Below are 18,961 nucleotides of genomic sequence, written 5' to 3' on the forward strand. Positions count from 1 at the left end.
ATGCGACACCCCCGTCAAAATCGAAGTGTCGCAAGACAGATCACACGAATTCCCGATTCTGGAATCCCCCCAGCAACACCCGAGTCAATCCGTCGCACCCAAGATGTGTGCATGCCTTAGTGCGCACGCAGGGACCCATAAGCCGCGGAGTCACTTTTTGCGCTGGGGCGCAGGCCGCTTTCTTATCTCGAAAGCCAGAGGTGACGGGGCCTTGCGAACGCAGGGACGACGCGCGGAGAGGTTTGCTCTCACGCGGGCCGACGCGTGGAGGCCGTCCGCCCGACGCCGACGGAAGGCCGGGTGGCCTCCCGCCTACTGCCGCCGGCGCGGGCCGGGGCGTTGCGCCGCGGGCACCGCCGCGGCGGCCGCCGGCGCCGGCTCGGAGGCCGAGGTGCTCGGCCCGAACAGGATGCGGGTCGGGTTCTTGTCGAGATTGTTCACCGCGCGGCTGATGTCGGCGAGCGTGCGGCGGCCGTCCAGGATCAGCGCGCCGGAGCGCTTGTCGAGATTGTCGGTCAATTCGCGGAACGATTTCACCGCCTGCAGCAATTCGCCGCCGTCCTTGCCGCCGGCCAGCGCGTCGAGGCCGAGCATCAGATTGTCGGTCTTGGTGATGACGCCGTCGGCCTTCTTCATGATGCTGTCGATGTGTTCGGAGCTGCTCGCCAGACTCGAGGTGAAGGTCTGCACGTTCTGCAGCGAGGTGCGCACCGCTTCCTCATTGTCGGCGAAGATCCGGTTGACGTTCTTCAGCGTCGCGCGGATCGCCTCGGTGACGTCCTGCAGCGCGGCGGGGTCCGCGGTCAGCATCGGCACGCCGTCCTCGTCGAGCGGCACCGGCGGCGCGGCCTCCTGGCCGCCCTTCAGCGAGATCGCCGCCACGCCGGTGAGGCCCTGGAATTCCAGCCCGACCAGGGTGTCCTTGCGGATCGGCGCCGAGTTCTCGACCATCGCCAGCGCCACCACGCGGCGCGGATTGTCGAGCTTGACCGAGATCACCTCGCCGATCCGCACGCCGTTGAAGTTGACGTTGCCGCCGTTGCGCAGCCCCGAGGCCGAGCCTTCGAAGATGATCCGCAGCGGGCTGCGCGTCTTGGTGGTGTGCAGGCTCTGGAACCAGAGCACGAAGCCGAGTGCCGCGACGATCACCGCCAGCACGAAGCTTCCGATCAGAAAATAATTCGCCCGCGTTTCCATTCAAACTACTCCGGTACTTGAGCCGACGACCGCACGGGCGCGCTTGCCGTGGAAATACGAGCGTAGCCAGGGGTGCTGTGAGGCTTGCATCTCGGCCATCGTGCCCGCGGCGATGATCTTGCCGTCGCCGAGGACGGCGATCCGATCGCAGGCGGTGTGAAGGCTGTCGAGATCGTGGGTTACCATGAAAACCGTCAGGCCCAAAGTGCGTTGCAAGGTGCGCACCAATTCGTCGAAATCGCCGGCGCCGATCGGATCGAGTCCCGAGGTCGGCTCGTCGAGGAACACCAGTTCGGGATCCAGCGCCAGCGCGCGGGCCAGCGCCACGCGCTTGATCATGCCGCCGGACAGTTCCGAGGGAAACCGATCCGCCACCTCGGGCGCCAGCCCCACCATGCCGAGCTTGGCCACGGTGATTTCGTCGAGCAGGCGCTGCGACAGTTTGAGATATTCGCGCACCGGGAACTGGATGTTCTGCCGCACCGTCAGCGAGGAAAACAGCGCGCCCTGCTGAAACAGGATGCCCCAGCGCCGCTCCACGGCGCGGCGTTCCTTCGAACTCGCGGCGTCGAGGTCGACGCCGAACACCTCGATCTGCCCGCTGACCTTGGGCACCAGCCCGATGATGGTGCGGGTCAGCACCGACTTGCCGGCGCCGGAGGGGCCGACGAAGCCGAGAATCTCGCCGCGCTTGACGTCGAGGCTGAGCTTGTCGAGCACTTCGGTCGAGCCGAACCGCACCGAGACGTCGCGCACCCGGATGATCGCGTCGGCCGCCGCAATCGCCATCGTCACATTCCGATCGAGGCGAAGAAGATCGCGAACACGCCGTCCATCACGATCACGAAGAAGATCCCCTTCACCACCGACGCCGTGGTGTGGCGGCCGAGCGACTCGGCGCTGCCCTGCACCGCGAGACCCTCGACGCAGGCGACGATGCCGATCACGATCGCCATCACCGGCGCCTTGATCATGCCGACGGTGAAATGGTCGATCGAGATGGCGTCGCGCAGCCGCAGCAGGAAGGCGTCCGGATCGACGCCGCCATACAGCCAGGCGACCAGGCCGCCGCCATACAGCGCGGCGACCACGCCGAGGAAGGTCAGGATCGGCATCGCCAGCACCAGCGCCATCATCCGCGGCATGATCAGCACGTCGATCGGATCGAACCCCATGGTGCGCAGCGCGTCGATCTCCTCGCGCATCTTCATCGAGCCGAGTTCGGCGGTGTAGGCAGAGCCGGAGCGGCCGGCGACCATGATCGCCACCAAGAGCACGCCGAGTTCGCGCAGCACCAGCACGCCGAGCATGTCGACCACGAACACGTCGGCGCCGAATTTGCGGAAATGGAAGATACCCTGCTGGGCGACGATGCAGCCGATCAGGAAGGTGATCAGCATCACGATCGGCACCGCGCGCCAGCACACTTGTTCGAGATGATGAATCGTCGAGGTCAGCCGGAACGACCAGGGGTGCAGCAGCGTCCGCAGCATCGCCGCCATCACCGCGCCGGTCATCGCCACCAGGCCGACGATGGTGTCGACGAAGCCGGCGACGCTGCGGCCGAGCTGCTCCACCGGCGCCTTCAGGTTGAGGCCGCCGGCCGGCGCCGGCTCGGCCGTCTTCACCCGGCGCACTTCGTCGACCAGGCTGGAATAATTCGCCGACAGCCCGGCGATGGTGGCTTCCGCCTCGCCCTGGGTCAGGCTGCGGCGCAGCCGTTCGATCAGCCAGGCGCCGAAAGTGTCGAGCTTGGACACCGCGGAGACATCGATGGAAATATTCGGACGGCTGCCGGTCAGCGCCTCGGCCTCGGCGACGATGCGCTCCAGCACCGGCGCAAACGGCGCGGTCCAGGACCCCGCGGCGCACAGCGCCAGTCCGTTGCCGCTGGCAATCTGCTCAAGTGTCGGGTTGCCGTCCAATTTCAGCTCCTATGGCTTTTCCGACCCGCGGAAAAGAAATCTAACTTCCAGCCGTGCCTTGTGGGGGACCGCCAATACCAGCCATACTTGCCCGCGGCGAGCAACCTTTGATTCCGAAATTGTCAGATTCTGAAATGACTTCCAGCAAATTTCCGCAACTGATCGCGCGGGTCGAAAGGTGGCCGATTGCAGGCGCTTTCACGATTAGTCGCGGTTCGAAGACCGAGGCTGTGGTGGTGGTGGCGGAGGTCAGCCGTGGCGGCTACGTCGGGCGGGGCGAATGCGTGCCTTACGCGCGCTATGGCGAGACTCCAGATGCGACATTGGCGATGATTGAGGCGTTAGCAGGGCCGCTGGGCCGCGGAATGGATCGTGCGGCGTTGCAGACAGCGCTGCCGGCCGGCGCCGCCCGCAACGCGCTGGACTGCGCGCTGCTCGATCTCGAAGCCAAGATCAGCGGCGGCCGGGCCTGGGATCTGCTCGGCCGCGCCGCGCCGCGGCCCTGCACCACCGCCTACACCATCTCGCTGGGAACGCCGGAGGCGATGGCCGCGGCCGCCGCCAAGGCGGCCGGGCGGCCGTTGTTGAAGGTCAAACTCGGCGGCGCCGAGGACGGTGCCCGGATCGCCGCGGTACGCCGCGAAGCCCCGGAATCCGAATTGATCGTCGACGCCAACGAGGCCTGGACCGCGGCCAATCTTGAGCAGAATCTCGCCGAATGCGCCGAGGTCGGCGTCACCCTGGTCGAACAGCCGCTGCCCGCCGGCCAGGATGCCGCGCTGGCGCGGATCCGGCGGCCGATGGCGGTGTGTGCCGACGAGAGCGTGCATGGCCTGGCCTCGCTCGAGGGCCTGCGTGAGCGCTATGACGCGATCAACATCAAGCTCGACAAGACCGGCGGCCTCACCGAAGCGATGGCGATGGCCGAGGCGGCGCGCGCCGAGGGCTTGGAGATCATGGTCGGCTGCATGGTGGCGACCTCGCTGTCGATGGCGCCGGCGATGCTGCTGGCGCAGCAGGCCCGCTACGTCGACCTCGACGGGCCGCTGCTGCTGGCCGCCGACCGCGGCGACGGGCTGCGCTACGACGGCAGCACGGTCTATCCGCCGGACCCGGCGCTGTGGGGCTAATCGATCGGCTGAGGCGCCTCCAGCCGCCGGCGCGCCAGCCAGACCATGATCGTGCCGAGCCCGGCCATCGCCGCCATGCCGCAATAGATGCCCTGGCCGTAGCGGGCATACAGCGCGCCGCAACTGATCGAGGCCGCGCACATCACGATGCCGGCGGCGGCGGTCAGATAGCCCTGCGCGCTGGCCATGACCTGCGCCGGCACGTGGCGAACCATCAGCATCATGGTGCCGACCTGGGTCAGCCCGAAGCTCAATCCGTGCAGCAATTGCACGCCGGCCAGTAGCGCCAGCGGCGGATCCTGCGCGGTGATCAGCCAGCGCAGCGCAGCGGCGAGCCCGCCGGCGGTCATCATCAGTACCGGCGACAGCGTGAACCGCGGCGACAGCGCGAACACCACGATTTCCGCGATCACCCCGAGCGTCCACAACCCGGCAATGGTGGCGCCGCCGAGCCCCGCGCCCTGCCAGGCGATCGAGGCGAAGATGTAGTAGGCGGCGTGGCTGCTCTGGATCAGCGCCGCGGCGCTGATGAACGCCAGAAAGCGAGCATCGCGCAGCAAGGCGCCGGCGCGGAACGGCGACGCCGCTGCGTGGCTCGGCGCATCGTCGAGCCGTTGCAGGCCGAACCCCGCCAGCGCGCCGAGCGCCGCCATCGCCGCGATCACCCAGATCAGCCGCTCGCCCGGGATCAGGTCGGCGAGCAGCCCGCAGCCGAGCGCGCCCACCACGAACGCTGCCGAGCCCCACAGCCGCAGCGGCCCGTAATTCAGGCCGTAGCGCACCACGCCTTTCAGCGCGTAGCCGTCGGTCAGCGGCACCAAAGGCGTCCAGGCGCAGGCGGTGAGCGCAAACACGATCAGCACCGCGATCGGCTGCTGCAGCGTGCCGAGCAACGCGAAGCCGGCGAAGGTCGCCAGCGCCGCGGCGATCATCGCGCCGCGCAGCGACCGGCTGCGTTCGGCCAGCCCGGTGATCACCGGCAACAGCGTGAACCTGGTCAGCGACGGCACCGCGATGATCAGTCCGATCCACGACGGCTCGATGCCGACCGCCTTCAGCCAGACCGGAAAAAACGGCAGATAGGTGCCGGCCAGGCTGAACGCGGTGCCATAAAACAGCGCCAGCCGGGCGGCGAATCGGCTTGCGACCTCGTAGGAACTGATGGGGATTTGTGCGGGCGCCGGCATCAATTCAATTGCGATTCGCTGCGGTTCATGGTGATCGTTAGCGTAACGCGCCCAATTTTGCGTCAACGAGTTGGCAATGCCCGAAGAAGCTTTCGCCCTGTCGCCGATCTCAGCCCGTGCGTCGCTGCCCAGCGAGGCGGATTACGAGGCGATTCGCGAAGCTTTCATGGAGACCGCGCGGGGCCGCTGGTTCCTCGGCGAATATGCCAAGCGCAACCGCAACGCCGATACCCGCATGGTGCTCGACGCGGTGTCGCGTATTGAACAGTCGATCGCGGCGCAGAAGCAAGCTCCGGCCTCCAGCGGCCTGGTGGAGTCGCTGAGCCGGATCAGCGCGCTGATCAACGACGCCAAGGCCGCCGCCGCGCAGGCGCTGCCGAATCCCGGCGAAGTCCTCGCCGGGGCGCGGCAAGGCGCCCGCGTCACCCGCGAGGTCGCCTCGGCGCTGCGCGATTGTGGCGCCGACACCCGGATCTGCGATCTGCTCGACGCCCAGGTCGCGGCGATCGAGGCCGGCCATCGCGACATCGCCGCCACCGGGGCGCGCGACGCCGTGCTGGCGACGTTCGACCGGCTGACCCAGCAGATCGTCGATCTGGCCAGCAGCACCACTAAGAAACCGCCGCCGCGCCCGGCGCCGCCGGCGCCACCCTCGGCGACCGTGCACACCATGACGGATTCGCGCGCCGCGGCCGCCGAACGCCCGCCGGCCGAGCCGGTGGCCGCAGCCGCCCCGGTCGCTGCGGCCTTGCCGGTCGTGGCCCGCGCGATCGAACCGACGCCAGCTCCGGCGCCCGCCGCCGCACCCGAGCCTCCGGCGCCGGTGACACCCGCGCCCGCCAGCTCGGAGCGCGCCGAGCCGGCCGACTTTGTGCCACCGGCACCGCCGCCGCCCGAGCCAGAGGTCGTCGCCCCTGCCGAGGCGCCCGAACCGGCCGCGCCGCAAGCCGCGCCCCAGCCGCGCGACGAAGTGCCGGAGGCAACGCACACAGCCCAGCCGGTCGGCTCCGACCTGCCGACGCTCGACCAGATCATCGCCGACGAATCCGCCGATCACGCCGCCACCGCCTATGACATCGCGGTGCTCGACATGGTGGCGCAGGAAATGGCGGCGCCCGATCCGGAGCCGCCGGCGGCGATCGCCGTCGAGACGTCAGAGCAGCCGGCTGAGATCGACGCCGCGCTGGCCGAGATCGCCCTGGCCGAGGCCGAGATGGGCCAGCTGCCGGTCAGTGAAGCCTTGGTGATCGGGCAAGCCGCAACGGACCAGACGCCACCTGCCGCGCCTGCGCCGCAGCCCGAGCCGGCCGCGGCCGCGCCGGTCGCCGTGGCGATGACGGCCGCGAAACCGGCCGGCGCGGCGCCCACCGGACCGGCGACGGCCACCATCACCGCCGCCGAACCGGCCTCACTCGGCGCCGAACTGATCGCCCGCGGCATGGTGCGCAAGCCGCTCGGCTCCGGCCTCGATCCGCTGGCGGCGATCCGGCGCATGACCCAGGCCGAAAAGCTGGCGTTCTTTTCCTGATCGCCGCGCGACCCCGAGTCCTCCCGGGGCGCAGCCATATCGTCAGATGTGGCTATCCCTGAATCAGCCGCGCGAACAGATCGGCGTCGACATTGCCGCCGGACAGCACGATCGCCACGGTCTTGCCGCGCGCCTCGATCGCCCCCGACAGCAGCGCCGCCAGCGCCACCGCGCCGCCCGGCTCGACCACCAGCTTCAATTCGCGAAATACGAAGGCCACCGCGGCGCCGACCTCGGCATCCGACGCGGTGACGCCGCGCGCCAACAGCCGCTGGTTGATCGAAAACGTCAGCTGCCCAGGTATCGCCGCCATCAAGGCGTCGCAGATGGTGCGCTCCGTGGCGTGATGCGGTTGCCGCTGGCCAGATTGCAGCGAACGGGTGTGATCGTCATAGGCTTCCGGCTCGGCGCAGATGATGCTGGCTTGCGGGCAGCACGCGCGCACCGCAACCGCGGTGCCCGCCATCAAGCCGCCGCCGGAGGCTGGCGCCACGACGATGTCGGGCGCAAGTCCCAGCGCCGCGAGGTCCGCGACGATTTCGCGGCCCACGGTGCCCTGGCCGGCGATCACCTTGGGATCGTCATAGGGCGGCACCAGCGTCGCACCGTGCTTTTCGGCGATGCCGCGGGCGATCGCCTCGCGATCCTCACGGTCGCGATCGTAAAGCACCACCTCGGCGCCGTAGCCCTTGGTGCGTTCGCGCTTCGACAACGGAGCATCGGCCGGCATCACGATGGTCGCCTGCATGCCGAGAATCTGCGCCGCGGCGGCGACGCCCTGGGCGTGATTGCCCGACGAAAACGCCACCACGCCGCCACTGCGCGCTTCAAGCGGGATCGACGAGAGTTTGTTGAAGGCGCCGCGGAATTTGAACGAGCCGGTCCGCTGCAGCATCTCCGGCTTCAGAAACACCCTCGCCCCGGTGCGCTCATCGAGCGCCGGCGACGACAATAGCGGGGTGTGCACCGCATAGGGCGCAAGGACCAAAGCGGCCGCGTCGATATCCGCGGCACCGACCGGCAGCGGCTTCAAAACATCTGTCATCGGCCATCTGTATCGCGCCGCATCAGGCGCGAGCAAGTCTCAATCGCGGCGCAGCATCACGCGGCGCCTCATCACGCCGAGATCTGCGGGCGCCGCCAAGCCCGCGCCGCGCGGCCGCTCTCCATCAACTGCGCGGTGGCGACGTTGTCGATGAAGGCCGCAGCCGAGGCCTCCCAGGTCTGCGTCAGGGCGAATTCCTGGCAGGCCTGCCGCGACAATTGCAAGGCGCTGAGACAGGCGGCGCGCAGATCGTTATTCAACGCTCCGACCGGCGCGGTTCCGATCACGTCGCGCGGCCCGGTCACAGGAAACGCAGCAACCGGCACGCCGCTCGCCAGCGCTTCCAGGATCACCAGCCCGAAAGTGTCGGTCTTACTCGGAAACACGAATACGTCGGCCATCGCGTAGGCCTGCGCCAGCGCCTCGCCCTGCAAGGCGCCGAGAAACACCGCGTCGGGATAGCTGCGCTGCAGGCCGGCGCGCGCCGGCCCGTCGCCGACCACCACCTTGGTGCCCGGCAGCGTCAGATCGAGGAAGGCTTCGAGGTTCTTTTCCACCGCGACCCGGCCGACGCAGAGAAACAACGGCCGCGGCAGATCCGACGACACCGTGCGCGGATGAAACAGCTTGGTATCGACGCCGCGCGGCCACAGCACCACGTTGCGAAAGCCGCGACCGCGCAATTCGTCGGCCAAAGCCGGGGTCGCCGCCATCACCGCCTGGCTGAGGCCGTGGAAGCGGCGCAGCCAAGCCCAGATCCAGGATTCCGGAATCGGAAACCGCGCCGAAATGTATTCCGGAAACCGGGTGTGGAAGCTGGTGGTGAAGCGCAGCCCGCGCTTGCGGCAATAGCGCCGCACCGCGATGCCGATCGGGCCTTCGGTGGCGATGTGGATGAAGTCGGCGCTCGCTTCGGCGATCAGCCGCGCGATCTTGCCCGGCCCCGGCAATGCGACGCGCAGATCGGGATAGCTCGGTAGCCCAACGGTGCGGAACGATTGCGGGGTGATGAAGGCGACGTCGACGCCGAGCGATTTGGCGGCCTCGGCCATCATCGTCAGCGTGCGCACCACGCCGTTGACCTGCGGGTGCCAGGCGTCGGTGGCGATCAGAATACGCATTCAGGCCGCGCGCGCAGCGACCGACGGCGCGGGCAGCGCCCGGGTCGAGGTCTCCTGCGTCCAGGTGATGATTTCGAAGCGGCCGTCTTCGTTCTCGGCCAAGGCGGTGCAGCTTTCGACCCAGTCGCCGCAATTCATGTAGCGCACGCCGTGGTCGTCGCGGATCGCCGCGGTGTGGATGTGGCCGCAGATCACGCCATCGGCGCCGTGACGCTTGGCCTCGCCGGCCAGCGTCTCCTCGAACGCGCCGATGTAGTTGACGGCGTTCTTGACCTTCAGCTTGGCCCATTTCGACAACGACCAGTACGGCACCCCGAACAGCCGCCGGAACGCGTTGACCAGCCGGTTCATCTTGATGGCGAAGTCATAAGCCTTATCGCCGAGATGGGCGAGCCAGCGCGCGTTCTGCACCACGAGGTCGAACATGTCGCCGTGAATCACCAGGTAGCGGCGGCCGTCGGCGCCCTCATGCACCGCGCTCTCCACCACCTCGATGCCGCCGAAATGCGTGCCGTAGTAGTTGCGCAGGAATTCGTCGTGATTGCCGGGGACGTAGATGATGCGGGCACCCTTGCGCGCCTTGCGCAAAAGTTTCTGCACGAAATCATTGTGCGACTGCGGCCAGTACCAGCTCGAGCGGAGCGCCCAGCCGTCGACGATGTCGCCGACCAGATAGATGGTGTCGGCGTCGTGAACGCGAAAGAAATCCAAGAGTTTGCCGGCCTGGCAGCCGCGCGCGCCGAGATGGACATCGGAGATGAATAAGGTGCGAAAGCGCCGTTCCGGACCCTCGTCGCTCATGGCGTCACGTCCCATCTAAAGCTGCTGCCGCGGTCGGCAGCGGGATGACGCTCACGCCGCCAGCGGCGCTTGCGTCCGTTCAAAACATACCAATGTGTAGATGCCGAACGGCGCGATCTTGCGCCGCTCGACCAGAATGGCGTCCTTGTTGGACTGCGCCCAGGCCTGCAGCCGGGCGAACGGGAATTCCGGGCGCAGGCCGAGGCCGCGGGTGCGCTGCGCGGTCCAGCGCTCCACCGCGGCGGCGACGCCGACCTCGGAATACAGATGATTGACCAGGATGATGCGGCCGCCGGGCTTGACCACGCGGTGGCACTCCGACAGCACCTGTTCGGGGTTGGCCACCAGGGTGATGACGAACTGCGCCACCACGCAGTCGAAGCTGGCGTCGGGGAACGCCATGCGGTGCGCGTCCATCACCTCGACGCGCTTGACCCAAGGATAGCGCCCGGTCGCCATCTTGGCGCGGGCCTTTTCCAGCATCGGCTCGCACAGATCGATGCCGGTGATCTCGGTGGTGGCGTCGTAATCGTCGAACGACAGCCCGGTGCCGACGCCGACCTCCAAAATCTTACCGCCGAGCGAGCGCGCCTCGGCCGCCGCGGCGCGTCGTCCCTTCAGCATCACCGGACCGCAGATCGCGTCGTAGATCGGCGCCCAGCGGGCATAAGCGGTTTCAACGATCGATTTATCGAGGTCGGGAGTCATCATTTGCTGCGGTTCTGCCGTCGAATCGAAGTTCATTTCCACGATTTTTGGGATAGCAGCCGAGTACGACGCGCAGACGACAACGGCCGGCGCCGGGCCTTCCGCCGCCGCCGGACGGCTCAGCAATTCGGTGGATAAACCTCAGGCCTGGTCGAAGGCGTGGAAGTGGTGGATCGGGCCGTGACCGTGGCCGACCTGCAGCCGGTCGGCGGCGGCGATCGCCGCGCCGACATAGGCCTTGGCGGCGCGCACCGCGGTCTCCAGATCGGCGCCCTTGGCGAGTTCCGCGGCGATCGCCGACGACAGCGAGCAGCCGGTGCCGTGGGTGTTGCGGGTGGCGATGCGCGGCGCCGGCAGCGCCAGCGTGGCTTTGGCCGTCACCAGATAGTCGGTGCTCGACGGCCCCCGGCCGTGGCCGCCCTTGATCAGCACCGCACCGCAGCCCAGCGCCAGCAGCCGCCGGCCCTGGCCCTCGATTTCGCCGACGCTGCTGGCGAGCGGCTCGCCGAGCAAGGCCGCGGCTTCCGGCAGGTTCGGGGTGATGATCAGCGCGCGGGGCAGCAGCAGGCTGCGCAGCGCGTCGACCGCATCGGGCGCCAGCAAATGGTCGCCGGAGGTCGCCACCATCACCGGGTCGATCACCACGAGGCGCGGCGACCAGCGCGCCAAGCCGGTAACAATCGCCTCGATCGCACCGCGCTGCGACACCATGCCGATCTTCACCGCCTTGACGTCGAGGTCGTCGAACACCGCGTTGATCTGCGCGGTGATGAAATCGGCCGGCACGTCATGCACCGCGATCACGCCCTGGGTGTTCTGCGCGGTCAAGGCGGTGATCACCGAGGCGCCGTAGACGCCGAGCGCGGCGAAGGTCTTGAGGTCGGCCTGGATGCCGGCGCCGCCGCTACTGTCGGAACCGGCAATGGTGAGGGCGATCGGAACGGGCATCATGGGCTCATGCGACACGGTGGCAGCAAGGGTTCGCCGGGTCGTATCCTGCCCGCCTGGCGGCGGCAAGGTCGCTTGCCACGCGATGCGGATTTTGGCTTGATGCGCCGGCGTCACGCCCCGGAGAGCCCCCTCGATGATTCCCTTCTTTGTGCAGTTCAAATGCAAGCTCGGCCAATCCTATGCGGTCGCCAACGCGCTCGCGGAAGCCGAGATCGCATCGGAGATCTACTCCACCGCGGGCGATTACGATCTGCTGGTGAAGTTCTACGTCGAGCGCGACACCGACATCGGGCATTTCATCGCCGAAAAGGTCCAGGTCATCCCCGGCATCCAGGACACTCACACCATCATCACCTTCAAGGCGTTCGGCGGGAAGTGACGCTGGTGCACTGACGCCCCTCACCCGCTGGCGTCATCCTGAGGCGCCCGGCGTCGCGCGAAGCACGAAAGCCGGGCCTCGAAGGATGGCCACAGGCGGGTCACCGCGATCCGCGCAGCTACGCGTCGCGGTCATCCTTCGAGGCCCGCTCCGGCCGCGCAAGCGCTGCCAGAGCGGGCACCTCAGGATGACGGCTGAGCATTGCGTTCGACGCAAGCCGCGTCGCAAAGCTCAGTCCCCCGGGGCCGACACGCCCCTTGTCGGCGCGCGGTGGCCTCAGCATCCGGCTCACTCCTTGTTGCCGCGCGGCGGCCGCGGCGGGCCGTCGACCGCCGGCAGCGATTTCAGATACACCGCCATCGCCGCGCGATCCTCGGCGCTGAGTTGCGACGTGTTGCGGATCACCCGCGCCATCGAGCCGCCGGCGGTGTCGCCCTCCGGGGTCTGCCCGGTCTCCAGGAAATAGCCGATATCCTTGTCGCTCCACGCGGCGAGGCCCTTCTGGGTGATGTTCGGCACCCACCCCTTGCCCTCCGGATTGGGGCCGCCGGCAAAGCGCTGCGAAGCGACGATGCCGCCCAGAGCATTCCGCGGGCTATGGCATTCGGCGCAATGGCCAAGCCCGTTGACCAGATAGGCGCCGCGATTCCACTGCGCCAATTGCGCCGGGTCCGGCGCGAACGGTTTGCCGTCGAAAAACAGCGCCTTCCAGATCCCGACATTGCGCCGGATGTTGAACGGAAACGCCAGCTCGTGACCGGGCGCCTGGCCGGCGACCGCGGGCAGTGTTTTCAGATAGCCGAACAGATCGCGGATGTCGTCGAGCCTGGCGTGGGCATAGGAGCCGTAGGGAAACGCCGGGTAGTAATGCGTCCCCGCCGGCGAGGTGCCTTTCAGCACCGCGGTGACGAAATCGGCCTCGCTCCAGCGGCCGATGCCGTCGGCCGGATCCGGCGAGATGTTCGGCACGTGGAAGGTGCCGAATGGCGAGGCGATGGCGAGGCCGCCGCCGAGCCGGATGCGATCCGGCTGATCGGGCGTGGCGTGACACGACGCGCAGCCACCGGCGTTGAACACGGTCTGGCCGTTGCCGAGATCGGGCGTGTAGCCCGGCAATGCGTCGGCCGGCAGCGTCACCGGAACGGTCAGCCACCAGAACGCCGCGAGGCCGATGATGGCGATCGCAAGCGCGCCGCGAAGCCTTGATGTCCGCACTGTCATGGCGTTTCGAGAATCCGGTCTCAGGCCGCCACGACGCGACGCTGCTGCGCCCCGCAATGACGGCCTGGAGGGTGTCGGGTGCTTAGCTGTTCTTCAACCGGAACGTCTCGTGGCAGCCGCCGCATTCCTTGCCCAGCGCCTGCACCGAGACCTTCAGCGTCTCGAGATCCTTGGTGCGGGCCTTGGCATCGGCGACAGCCTTGGTGAAGCTGGCGATATGGCCGTCGAATTCAGCGCGGTTGTCCCAGATCTTCGGCGAGGTCGAATAGTCGCTGTCGGCCGGCTTCAAACCCTTGACGCTGGCGGGAAACAGCGTCGGCAGTTTCTTGGCGGTGTCTTCGAACTGCGCCAGCGCCGCATCCACCGCGGCTTGATCATAGGGCTTCTCGCCCTTGGCGATCGGCGCCAGCACGGTGGCGAGATTCTTGCCGTTGCCCTTCATCAGGGTCTGGGTCTGGTTGACCAGATCCTGTTGCGCGACGACCACGCTGGCGCCGAGCAGCAAGCTCCCGATCACGATGGCGGTTCGTAACATTCATTTCGCTCCCTGCTGAGATCCGATCGGCGACCGGACAATTTTCTCGACGCGACGCTAGCGTATCATGCGATCGCACGCGCTGCGGCGAAGTGCGCTCGGCATCGAGATCGCCCCATGATCGTACCATTGCTATGACGATCGCATTCAATCATGCGTGACCGCACCGCCTACAATCGATGCTGCCGCTCGTGCTGGCGGATCGCCATCCACACCCGCTCCGGCGTCGCCGGCATGTCGATCGAATCGATATGATACTCGCGCCACAAGCCGTCGATGATGGCATTGACCACCGCCGGGCAGGAGCCGATCGCGCCGGCCTCGCCCGCGCCCTTGACCCCGAGCGGATTGGTCTTGCAAGGCACGTTGTGGGTCTCGAAGTGGATCGGCGCGCCGTCGGCGGCGCGCGGCAGCGCGTAGTCCATGAAGCTGCCGGTGATCAACTGGCCGTCCTGCGGATCGTACACCGCCTGCTCCATCAAGGCCTGGCCGATGCCCTGCATGGTGCCGCCATGCACCTGGCCGGCGAGCAGCAGCGGATTCAGCGTCATGCCGAAATCGTCGACGATTGTGTAGTTGACGATTTGGATCTTGCCGGTGGCGGGATCGATCTCGACCTCGACCAGATGGGTGCCGTTGGGATAGGTGCCGTCGGCGCTGGAGAACTTGTCGCTGGTGGCGAGCTTGGCCGGATCGACGCCCTCGCGTTTGGCGAGGTCGGCGAACGAAATCGAGCGGTCGGTGCCAGCAACCCGCACCGTGCCGTCGCTGATCTCGAGATCGGCGGCGCCGGCCTCCAGCGCCTCGGCGGCAAGCTCGCGCAGATTGGTGCCGAGCTTGGCGGTGGCGCGTTCCACCGCGACGCCGCCCGAGGGGATCGACGCCGAGCCGCCGGTGCCGAGCCCGGTGGCGATCTTGTCGGTGTCGCCCTGCACGATATGGACGCGCTCCGGCGAGAGGCCAAACTGCTCGGCGACGAGCTGCGCATAGGCGGTCTGATGGCCCTGGCCGCTGGATTGCGAGCCGATCAGGATGGTGACGTCGCCATTGGGATCGAGCCGCAGATTGGCGGTTTCCTCGCCCATGGTGCCGCAGACCTCGACATAGGAGGCGAGCCCGATGCCGCGGACGAGGCCGTGCTTCTTCGCCGCTTTGGCGCGTTTCGGAAACTCCTTCCAGTTGCCTACCTCCATCGCGCGCTTCAGATGCGCGGCGAAGTCGCCGGAATCGTAAACCTTGCCGGTGGCGGTGGTGTAGGGCATCGCGCGTGGCGCGATGAAATTCTTGCGGCGGATCGCGTCCGGCGAAAGCCCAAGCTTGCGCGCCGCGGCGTCGACCAGCCGCTCGATCACATAGGCCGCTTCCGGGCGGCCGGCGCCGCGATAGGCGTCGACCGGCACGGTGTTGGTGAATACCGTGCGCACCCGGCAGTGAAAGGTCTTGATGTCGTAGAGTCCCGGCAGCATGCCGGCGCCGCCGAACGGAATGTAGGGGCCGAAGGTCGACAGATACGCGCCCATGTCGCCCATCAGGTCGACATCCATGGCGAGGAACTTGCCGTCCTCGGCAAGCGCCATCCGCGCCGTGGTGACGTTGTCGCGGCCCTGCGCGTCGCCGACGAAATGATCGGCGCGGTCGGCGGCCCATTTCACGCCGCGGCGCAGTTTTCGCGCGGCATAAGCGGCGAGCGCATATTCGCGATACGGAAACAGCTTGGTGCCGAAGCCGCCGCCGACGTCGGGGCAGATCACCCGCATCTTGTCGACCGGAATCTTCAGCACGGTCTGGCACAGGATGTCGCGCAGCCGATGGCTGCCCTGGCTGCCGATGGTCAGCGTCAGATGATCGCGACTGGTGTCGTATTCGGCGACTACGGCGCGGGTTTCCATGTAGTTGGTGATGATGCGCGGATTGACGATATTGATCTCGGCGACGGCATGCGCCGTGGCGAACACCGCCTCGGTCGCCGCCTTGTCGCCGATCGGCGCGTCGAACAGCACGTTGCCGGGGAATTGCGGCCAGACCTGCGGCGCGTCCTTTTTCACCGCGTTGACGACGCCGACCACCGCGGGCAGCGGCCTCCACTCCACCTCGATCGCCTCCAGCGCGTCGCGCGCCTGCGGCAGCGTCTCCGCCACCACGAAGGCCACCGCGTCGCCGACGTGGCGCACCTCGCCGCGCGCCAGGATCGGATAGTCCGGCGCCTTGAACGGTTTGTCGGGCAGGTTGAACAGGCAGGGCAGCCCGCCGAGCTCGCTGACGTCGTCTCCAGTGAGGATGCTCAGCACCCCGGGCAGGCCGCGGGCGCGGCCGGCATCGATGGTGAAGGTGGCGTGGGCGTGCGGCGAACGCAGCACCAGCGCAGCGGCGGTGGCCTGCGGCGCATGGTCATCGGTGTAGCGGCCCTTGCCGCGCAGCAGCGCGTCATCTTCCTTGCGGCGCACGCTGTGACCGACGCCGAATTTGATGGGAGCCATTGTTCCTCCGAGGTGGCTGCGAGGCCTTTTCGACCATATTGCAGCGGATCGACCGCAGGCGCAAACGGCATTCGGCCATCCAGCCGAAACGCCCGATCCTGGCGCGCCAAGCAAAACGGGTGCGCCAGCAGCGCCGGCACACCCGTTCACGTTCTAGATATTGCTCAAGCCTCGATATCGCTTAAGCCGGCTTGATCGCCGTGCGGCGATCAAGCCCCGCCCTCAATACGGGCAGATCACCCGACCCCAACGGCGGCTGTAGTAGCAGCCGGGGGTGACGATCGGCGCGCCGTAGAAGCCGAAGCCCCGGCCGCGCCCCCAACCACGACCACCGCCGCGGAATCCGCCGCCACGGAAACCACCGCCGCGACCACCGCCGCCCCGGCCCCGCTGGGCGGAAGCCGTGCTGGTGCTGGCGGTCAGCAGCACCGCCGATGTGCCGACGATGCTGACACAATAAATGCCGACGAGTGCGATCGCTGCGAGGCAGCGAGCAAGGATACTGCGCGGGACGTTTTGAGCCATTCTTTAAGATCTCCCGGTCTTTTCGAGCACTGGAACCGTTTGGCGTCCCCAACGTGAAGGCGCAAGACAGGCCGTCCGTCAGTGCATTCCAAATCAGCCTTGGTTTGTCTGTGGCCTCGCGGCGCAGAGTAGGATCAAGCCGCGCGGGTGGTCAAGCTTGGATTAAATATTAACGTTCGTTCAGACAGTTGAGACAAGTGGAACGAACCGCGTCGCAACTCGCTGTGCTATGCAGCACGACGAATGCGGCGAAATAATTTTTCTGATCGACGACGCCGGTCACGGATTTGCGCAACCAAAGAATGTTGAGAGCGTTGCGCCCTGCGCGCTATAAGCAACGATAGCGGCAAATTGCGTCGCGCCCTCCCCCTGCCCCGCAGCGAGTATGGTACTTGGCTGCTGCGGCTCCTTTCAGCGAACGGTTCATGGCAAAGCAGCACAACTACATTCTCGGCCTCAACACCTATGACCACGACGTCAGCGCCTGCCTGTTGCGCGACGGCGAGATCGCGTTCGGCATCGCCAAGGAACGCATCACCCGCGAAAAGCACGCCAGCGGCTTCTACAAGGAGGCGATCGACTATTGCCTCGCCGCCGAGGGCATTACGCTCGCCGACGTCGATCTGGTGGTGCGCAATTGCTATATCCTGCCGGTGCCGGAGATGGAGGAGCGGCTCGCCTATCAGGACATGCCGGGGTTCCTGCCGGAATACGAACGCGCTGAGGCCGCGGCGCATCCGTGGTATCGCGCTAAGTCCGACAAGGTGGTGACGATCTCGCACCATCTGGCGCATGCCTACAGCGCGTTTGCGGTGTCGCCGTTCGAGGACGGCGCGATCATGATCGTCGACGGCGTCGGCAGCTATCGCTCCGACGTCATGGAGCCGTTTCCCGCCGCCGACACCGCGACACCCCTGGCGCGCGAGTCGGAGAGCTACTACACGTTCAGCGGCACCCGGCTGGAATGCCTGAAGAAGGTGTGGATGGAGCCCGACCGCGGCTTCTTCAGCGACGAATTCTACAACATGCCCGGGCTCGGCGCGCTGTACAGCCGGGCCTCGACCTACATCTTCGGCGACTGGAACAAATGCGGCGAGCTGATGGGGCTGGCGCCCTATGGCCGCCCCGACCAGGTCAAGCCGCTGTTGCAGATCGAGGACAATGTGCTGACGGTGCCGCGCTGGACCGCCGAGCTGAACCAGCCCTACATCGTCGACCGCCCCGGCAAGTGGGAGGCAAGCCCGTCGATGCGGCACTGGGAAGACCTCGCCTGGCGGGTGCAGGACGACACCGAAAAAGTGCTCTTGGCGCGGGCGCGCTGGCTGCGCGAAACCACCGGCGCGAAGAATCTGGTGATCGCCGGCGGGGTGGCGCTGAACTGCGTCGCCAACGGCCGGCTCGCCCGCGAGGCCGGCTTCGACAATGTCTGGATCCAGCCCGCCGCCGGCGACGACGGCATCGCCATCGGTTGCGCCTATTACGGGTTGCACGCGATTCAGCAAAAGCCGCGCACGTTCGAGATGACGCATTCCTATATCGGCAAGAGCTATCCCGAGGCCGAGGTCGAAGCCGCGACGCAGCGGCTGATGGTGCGGGCGCAGACCGAAGCGGTGCGCCACGATGACATCTGCGCTGTGACCGCGAAACTGCTCGCCGAGCAGAAGGTGATCGGCTGGTTCCAGGGCGGCTCGGAATTCGGCCCGCGCGCGCTCGGCAATCGCAGCCTGATCGCCGACCCGCGCCACGCCGAAATGAAGGACATCCTCAACAGCCGGGTCAAGCACCGCCAGCCGTTCCGCCCGTTCGCGCCGATCGTGCTGGATGAACGCGCCGACGAGATCTTCGAGGGCCAGGGTGATTCGCCGTTCATGCTGATGGCGAAATCGGTGCGGCCGGAATGGCGCGACAAGATCCCGGCGATCGTGCATATCGACGGCAGCGCGCGGATCCAGACCGTCTCCGAGGCCACCAACCCGAAGCTGTATCGGCTGCTGAAAGAATTTGAGGCGCTGACCGGGGTGCCGGTGCTGGTCAACACCTCGTTCAACGTCAAGGGCGAACCGATCGTGGAGACGCCGCGCGACGCCATGATCTGCTTCCTCACCACCGGGATCGACCATCTGGTGCTGCACGACACGCTGGTGTCGAAGACCAAGGCGCACCGCGTGGTGGCCCCATTGGTCAAGGTCTATATGGACGCCGCCAGCATGGTGCTCGGCAATCTGAAATAG

At 67.2% G+C, this 18,961-nt stretch carries 17 protein-coding genes; 4 read left to right on the forward strand and 13 right to left on the reverse strand.

Features of this window, described 5'->3' with window-relative positions; translation table 11 throughout:
- Positions 1-312 precede the first annotated feature (312 nt).
- From VGC77_RS05940 to VGC77_RS05950, 3 genes are read right to left on the reverse strand one after another with little or no spacing between them, the layout of a single operon-like run.
- Complete coding sequence (locus VGC77_RS05940) at positions 313-1,197, reverse strand: MlaD family protein (RefSeq protein WP_331170649.1); 885 nt, start codon at positions 1,195-1,197, stop codon at positions 313-315.
- Positions 1,198-1,986: an ABC transporter ATP-binding protein gene (locus tag VGC77_RS05945; RefSeq protein WP_331170650.1), complete on the reverse strand. Its 789-nt coding sequence runs from the start codon at positions 1,984-1,986 to the stop codon at positions 1,198-1,200.
- A 2-nt stretch (positions 1,987-1,988) separates the two neighbouring features.
- A complete protein-coding gene (locus tag VGC77_RS05950; protein WP_331170651.1) occupies positions 1,989-3,122 on the reverse strand; it encodes an ABC transporter permease in 1,134 nt (377 codons plus the stop codon).
- A gap of 134 nt (positions 3,123-3,256) precedes the next feature.
- Between VGC77_RS05950 and dgcA the strand changes: the two genes are divergently transcribed.
- Complete coding sequence (gene dgcA, locus VGC77_RS05955) at positions 3,257-4,252, forward strand: N-acetyl-D-Glu racemase DgcA (RefSeq protein WP_331170652.1); 996 nt, start codon at positions 3,257-3,259, stop codon at positions 4,250-4,252.
- Here dgcA and VGC77_RS05960 read toward each other — a convergent pair.
- Positions 4,249-5,439: an MFS transporter gene (locus tag VGC77_RS05960; RefSeq protein ID WP_331170653.1), complete on the reverse strand. Its 1,191-nt coding sequence runs from the start codon at positions 5,437-5,439 to the stop codon at positions 4,249-4,251. The two genes, dgcA and VGC77_RS05960, sit on opposite strands and share 4 nt — an antisense overlap.
- A 76-nt stretch (positions 5,440-5,515) precedes the next feature.
- Between VGC77_RS05960 and VGC77_RS05965 the strand changes: the two genes are divergently transcribed.
- Positions 5,516-6,967: a hypothetical protein gene (locus VGC77_RS05965; RefSeq protein ID WP_331170654.1), complete on the forward strand. Its 1,452-nt coding sequence runs from the start codon at positions 5,516-5,518 to the stop codon at positions 6,965-6,967.
- A 52-nt stretch (positions 6,968-7,019) separates the two neighbouring features.
- Here the strand turns inward: VGC77_RS05965 and VGC77_RS05970 are convergent, their stop codons facing one another.
- From VGC77_RS05970 to thiD, 5 genes are all read right to left on the reverse strand, one after another.
- Positions 7,020-8,012 carry a threonine/serine dehydratase gene (locus VGC77_RS05970; protein WP_331170655.1) on the reverse strand — a complete coding sequence of 331 codons (993 nt, stop codon included), beginning with the start codon at positions 8,010-8,012 and terminating at the stop codon, positions 7,020-7,022.
- A gap of 71 nt (positions 8,013-8,083) precedes the next feature.
- Positions 8,084-9,133, reverse strand: a complete 1,050-nt coding sequence (locus VGC77_RS05975; RefSeq protein WP_331170656.1) for a glycosyltransferase family 1 protein — start codon at positions 9,131-9,133, stop codon at positions 8,084-8,086.
- Positions 9,134-9,949: a UDP-2,3-diacylglucosamine diphosphatase gene (locus tag VGC77_RS05980; protein WP_331170657.1), complete on the reverse strand. Its 816-nt coding sequence runs from the start codon at positions 9,947-9,949 to the stop codon at positions 9,134-9,136.
- A 36-nt stretch (positions 9,950-9,985) separates the two neighbouring features.
- Positions 9,986-10,642, reverse strand: coding sequence for a class I SAM-dependent methyltransferase (locus VGC77_RS05985; protein ID WP_331170687.1), 657 nt, complete (start codon positions 10,640-10,642; stop codon positions 9,986-9,988).
- A 141-nt stretch (positions 10,643-10,783) separates the two neighbouring features.
- The gene (gene thiD, locus VGC77_RS05990; RefSeq protein WP_331170658.1) at positions 10,784-11,590 is read right to left on the reverse strand and encodes a bifunctional hydroxymethylpyrimidine kinase/phosphomethylpyrimidine kinase; all 807 of its coding nucleotides are present in this window, start codon (positions 11,588-11,590) and stop codon (positions 10,784-10,786) included.
- Positions 11,591-11,726: 136 nt separating this feature from the next.
- Between thiD and VGC77_RS05995 the strand changes: the two genes are divergently transcribed.
- Positions 11,727-11,972, forward strand: a complete 246-nt coding sequence (locus VGC77_RS05995) for an Lrp/AsnC ligand binding domain-containing protein (protein WP_331170659.1) — start codon at positions 11,727-11,729, stop codon at positions 11,970-11,972.
- Positions 11,973-12,260: 288 nt separating this feature from the next.
- On the opposite strand, the gene VGC77_RS06000 is transcribed toward VGC77_RS05995, so the two are convergent.
- The 4 genes from VGC77_RS06000 to VGC77_RS06015 all read right to left on the reverse strand — a co-directional run bounded on the left by VGC77_RS06000 (position 12,261) and on the right by VGC77_RS06015 (position 16,730).
- Positions 12,261-13,193, reverse strand: a complete 933-nt coding sequence (locus VGC77_RS06000) for a cytochrome c (RefSeq protein ID WP_331170660.1) — start codon at positions 13,191-13,193, stop codon at positions 12,261-12,263.
- 82 nt (positions 13,194-13,275) lie between these two features.
- Positions 13,276-13,728, reverse strand: a complete 453-nt coding sequence (locus tag VGC77_RS06005) for a cytochrome c (protein ID WP_331170661.1) — start codon at positions 13,726-13,728, stop codon at positions 13,276-13,278.
- Between the two features lie 170 nt (positions 13,729-13,898).
- Positions 13,899-16,205, reverse strand: coding sequence for a xanthine dehydrogenase family protein molybdopterin-binding subunit (locus VGC77_RS06010; RefSeq protein ID WP_331170662.1), 2,307 nt, complete (start codon positions 16,203-16,205; stop codon positions 13,899-13,901).
- Positions 16,206-16,427: 222 nt separating this feature from the next.
- On the reverse strand, positions 16,428-16,730 hold the full coding sequence (locus VGC77_RS06015; RefSeq protein WP_331170663.1) for a hypothetical protein: 303 nt from the start codon (positions 16,728-16,730) through the stop codon (positions 16,428-16,430).
- A gap of 425 nt (positions 16,731-17,155) precedes the next feature.
- Here VGC77_RS06015 and VGC77_RS06020 point away from each other — a divergent pair, with 425 nt between their 5' ends.
- Positions 17,156-18,961, forward strand: coding sequence for a carbamoyltransferase family protein (locus tag VGC77_RS06020; protein WP_331170664.1), 1,806 nt, complete (start codon positions 17,156-17,158; stop codon positions 18,959-18,961).

Source organism: Rhodopseudomonas sp., from assembly GCF_036404135.1.
In the GTDB taxonomy this organism is placed as follows: Bacteria; Pseudomonadota; Alphaproteobacteria; order Rhizobiales; family Xanthobacteraceae; genus Rhodopseudomonas_A.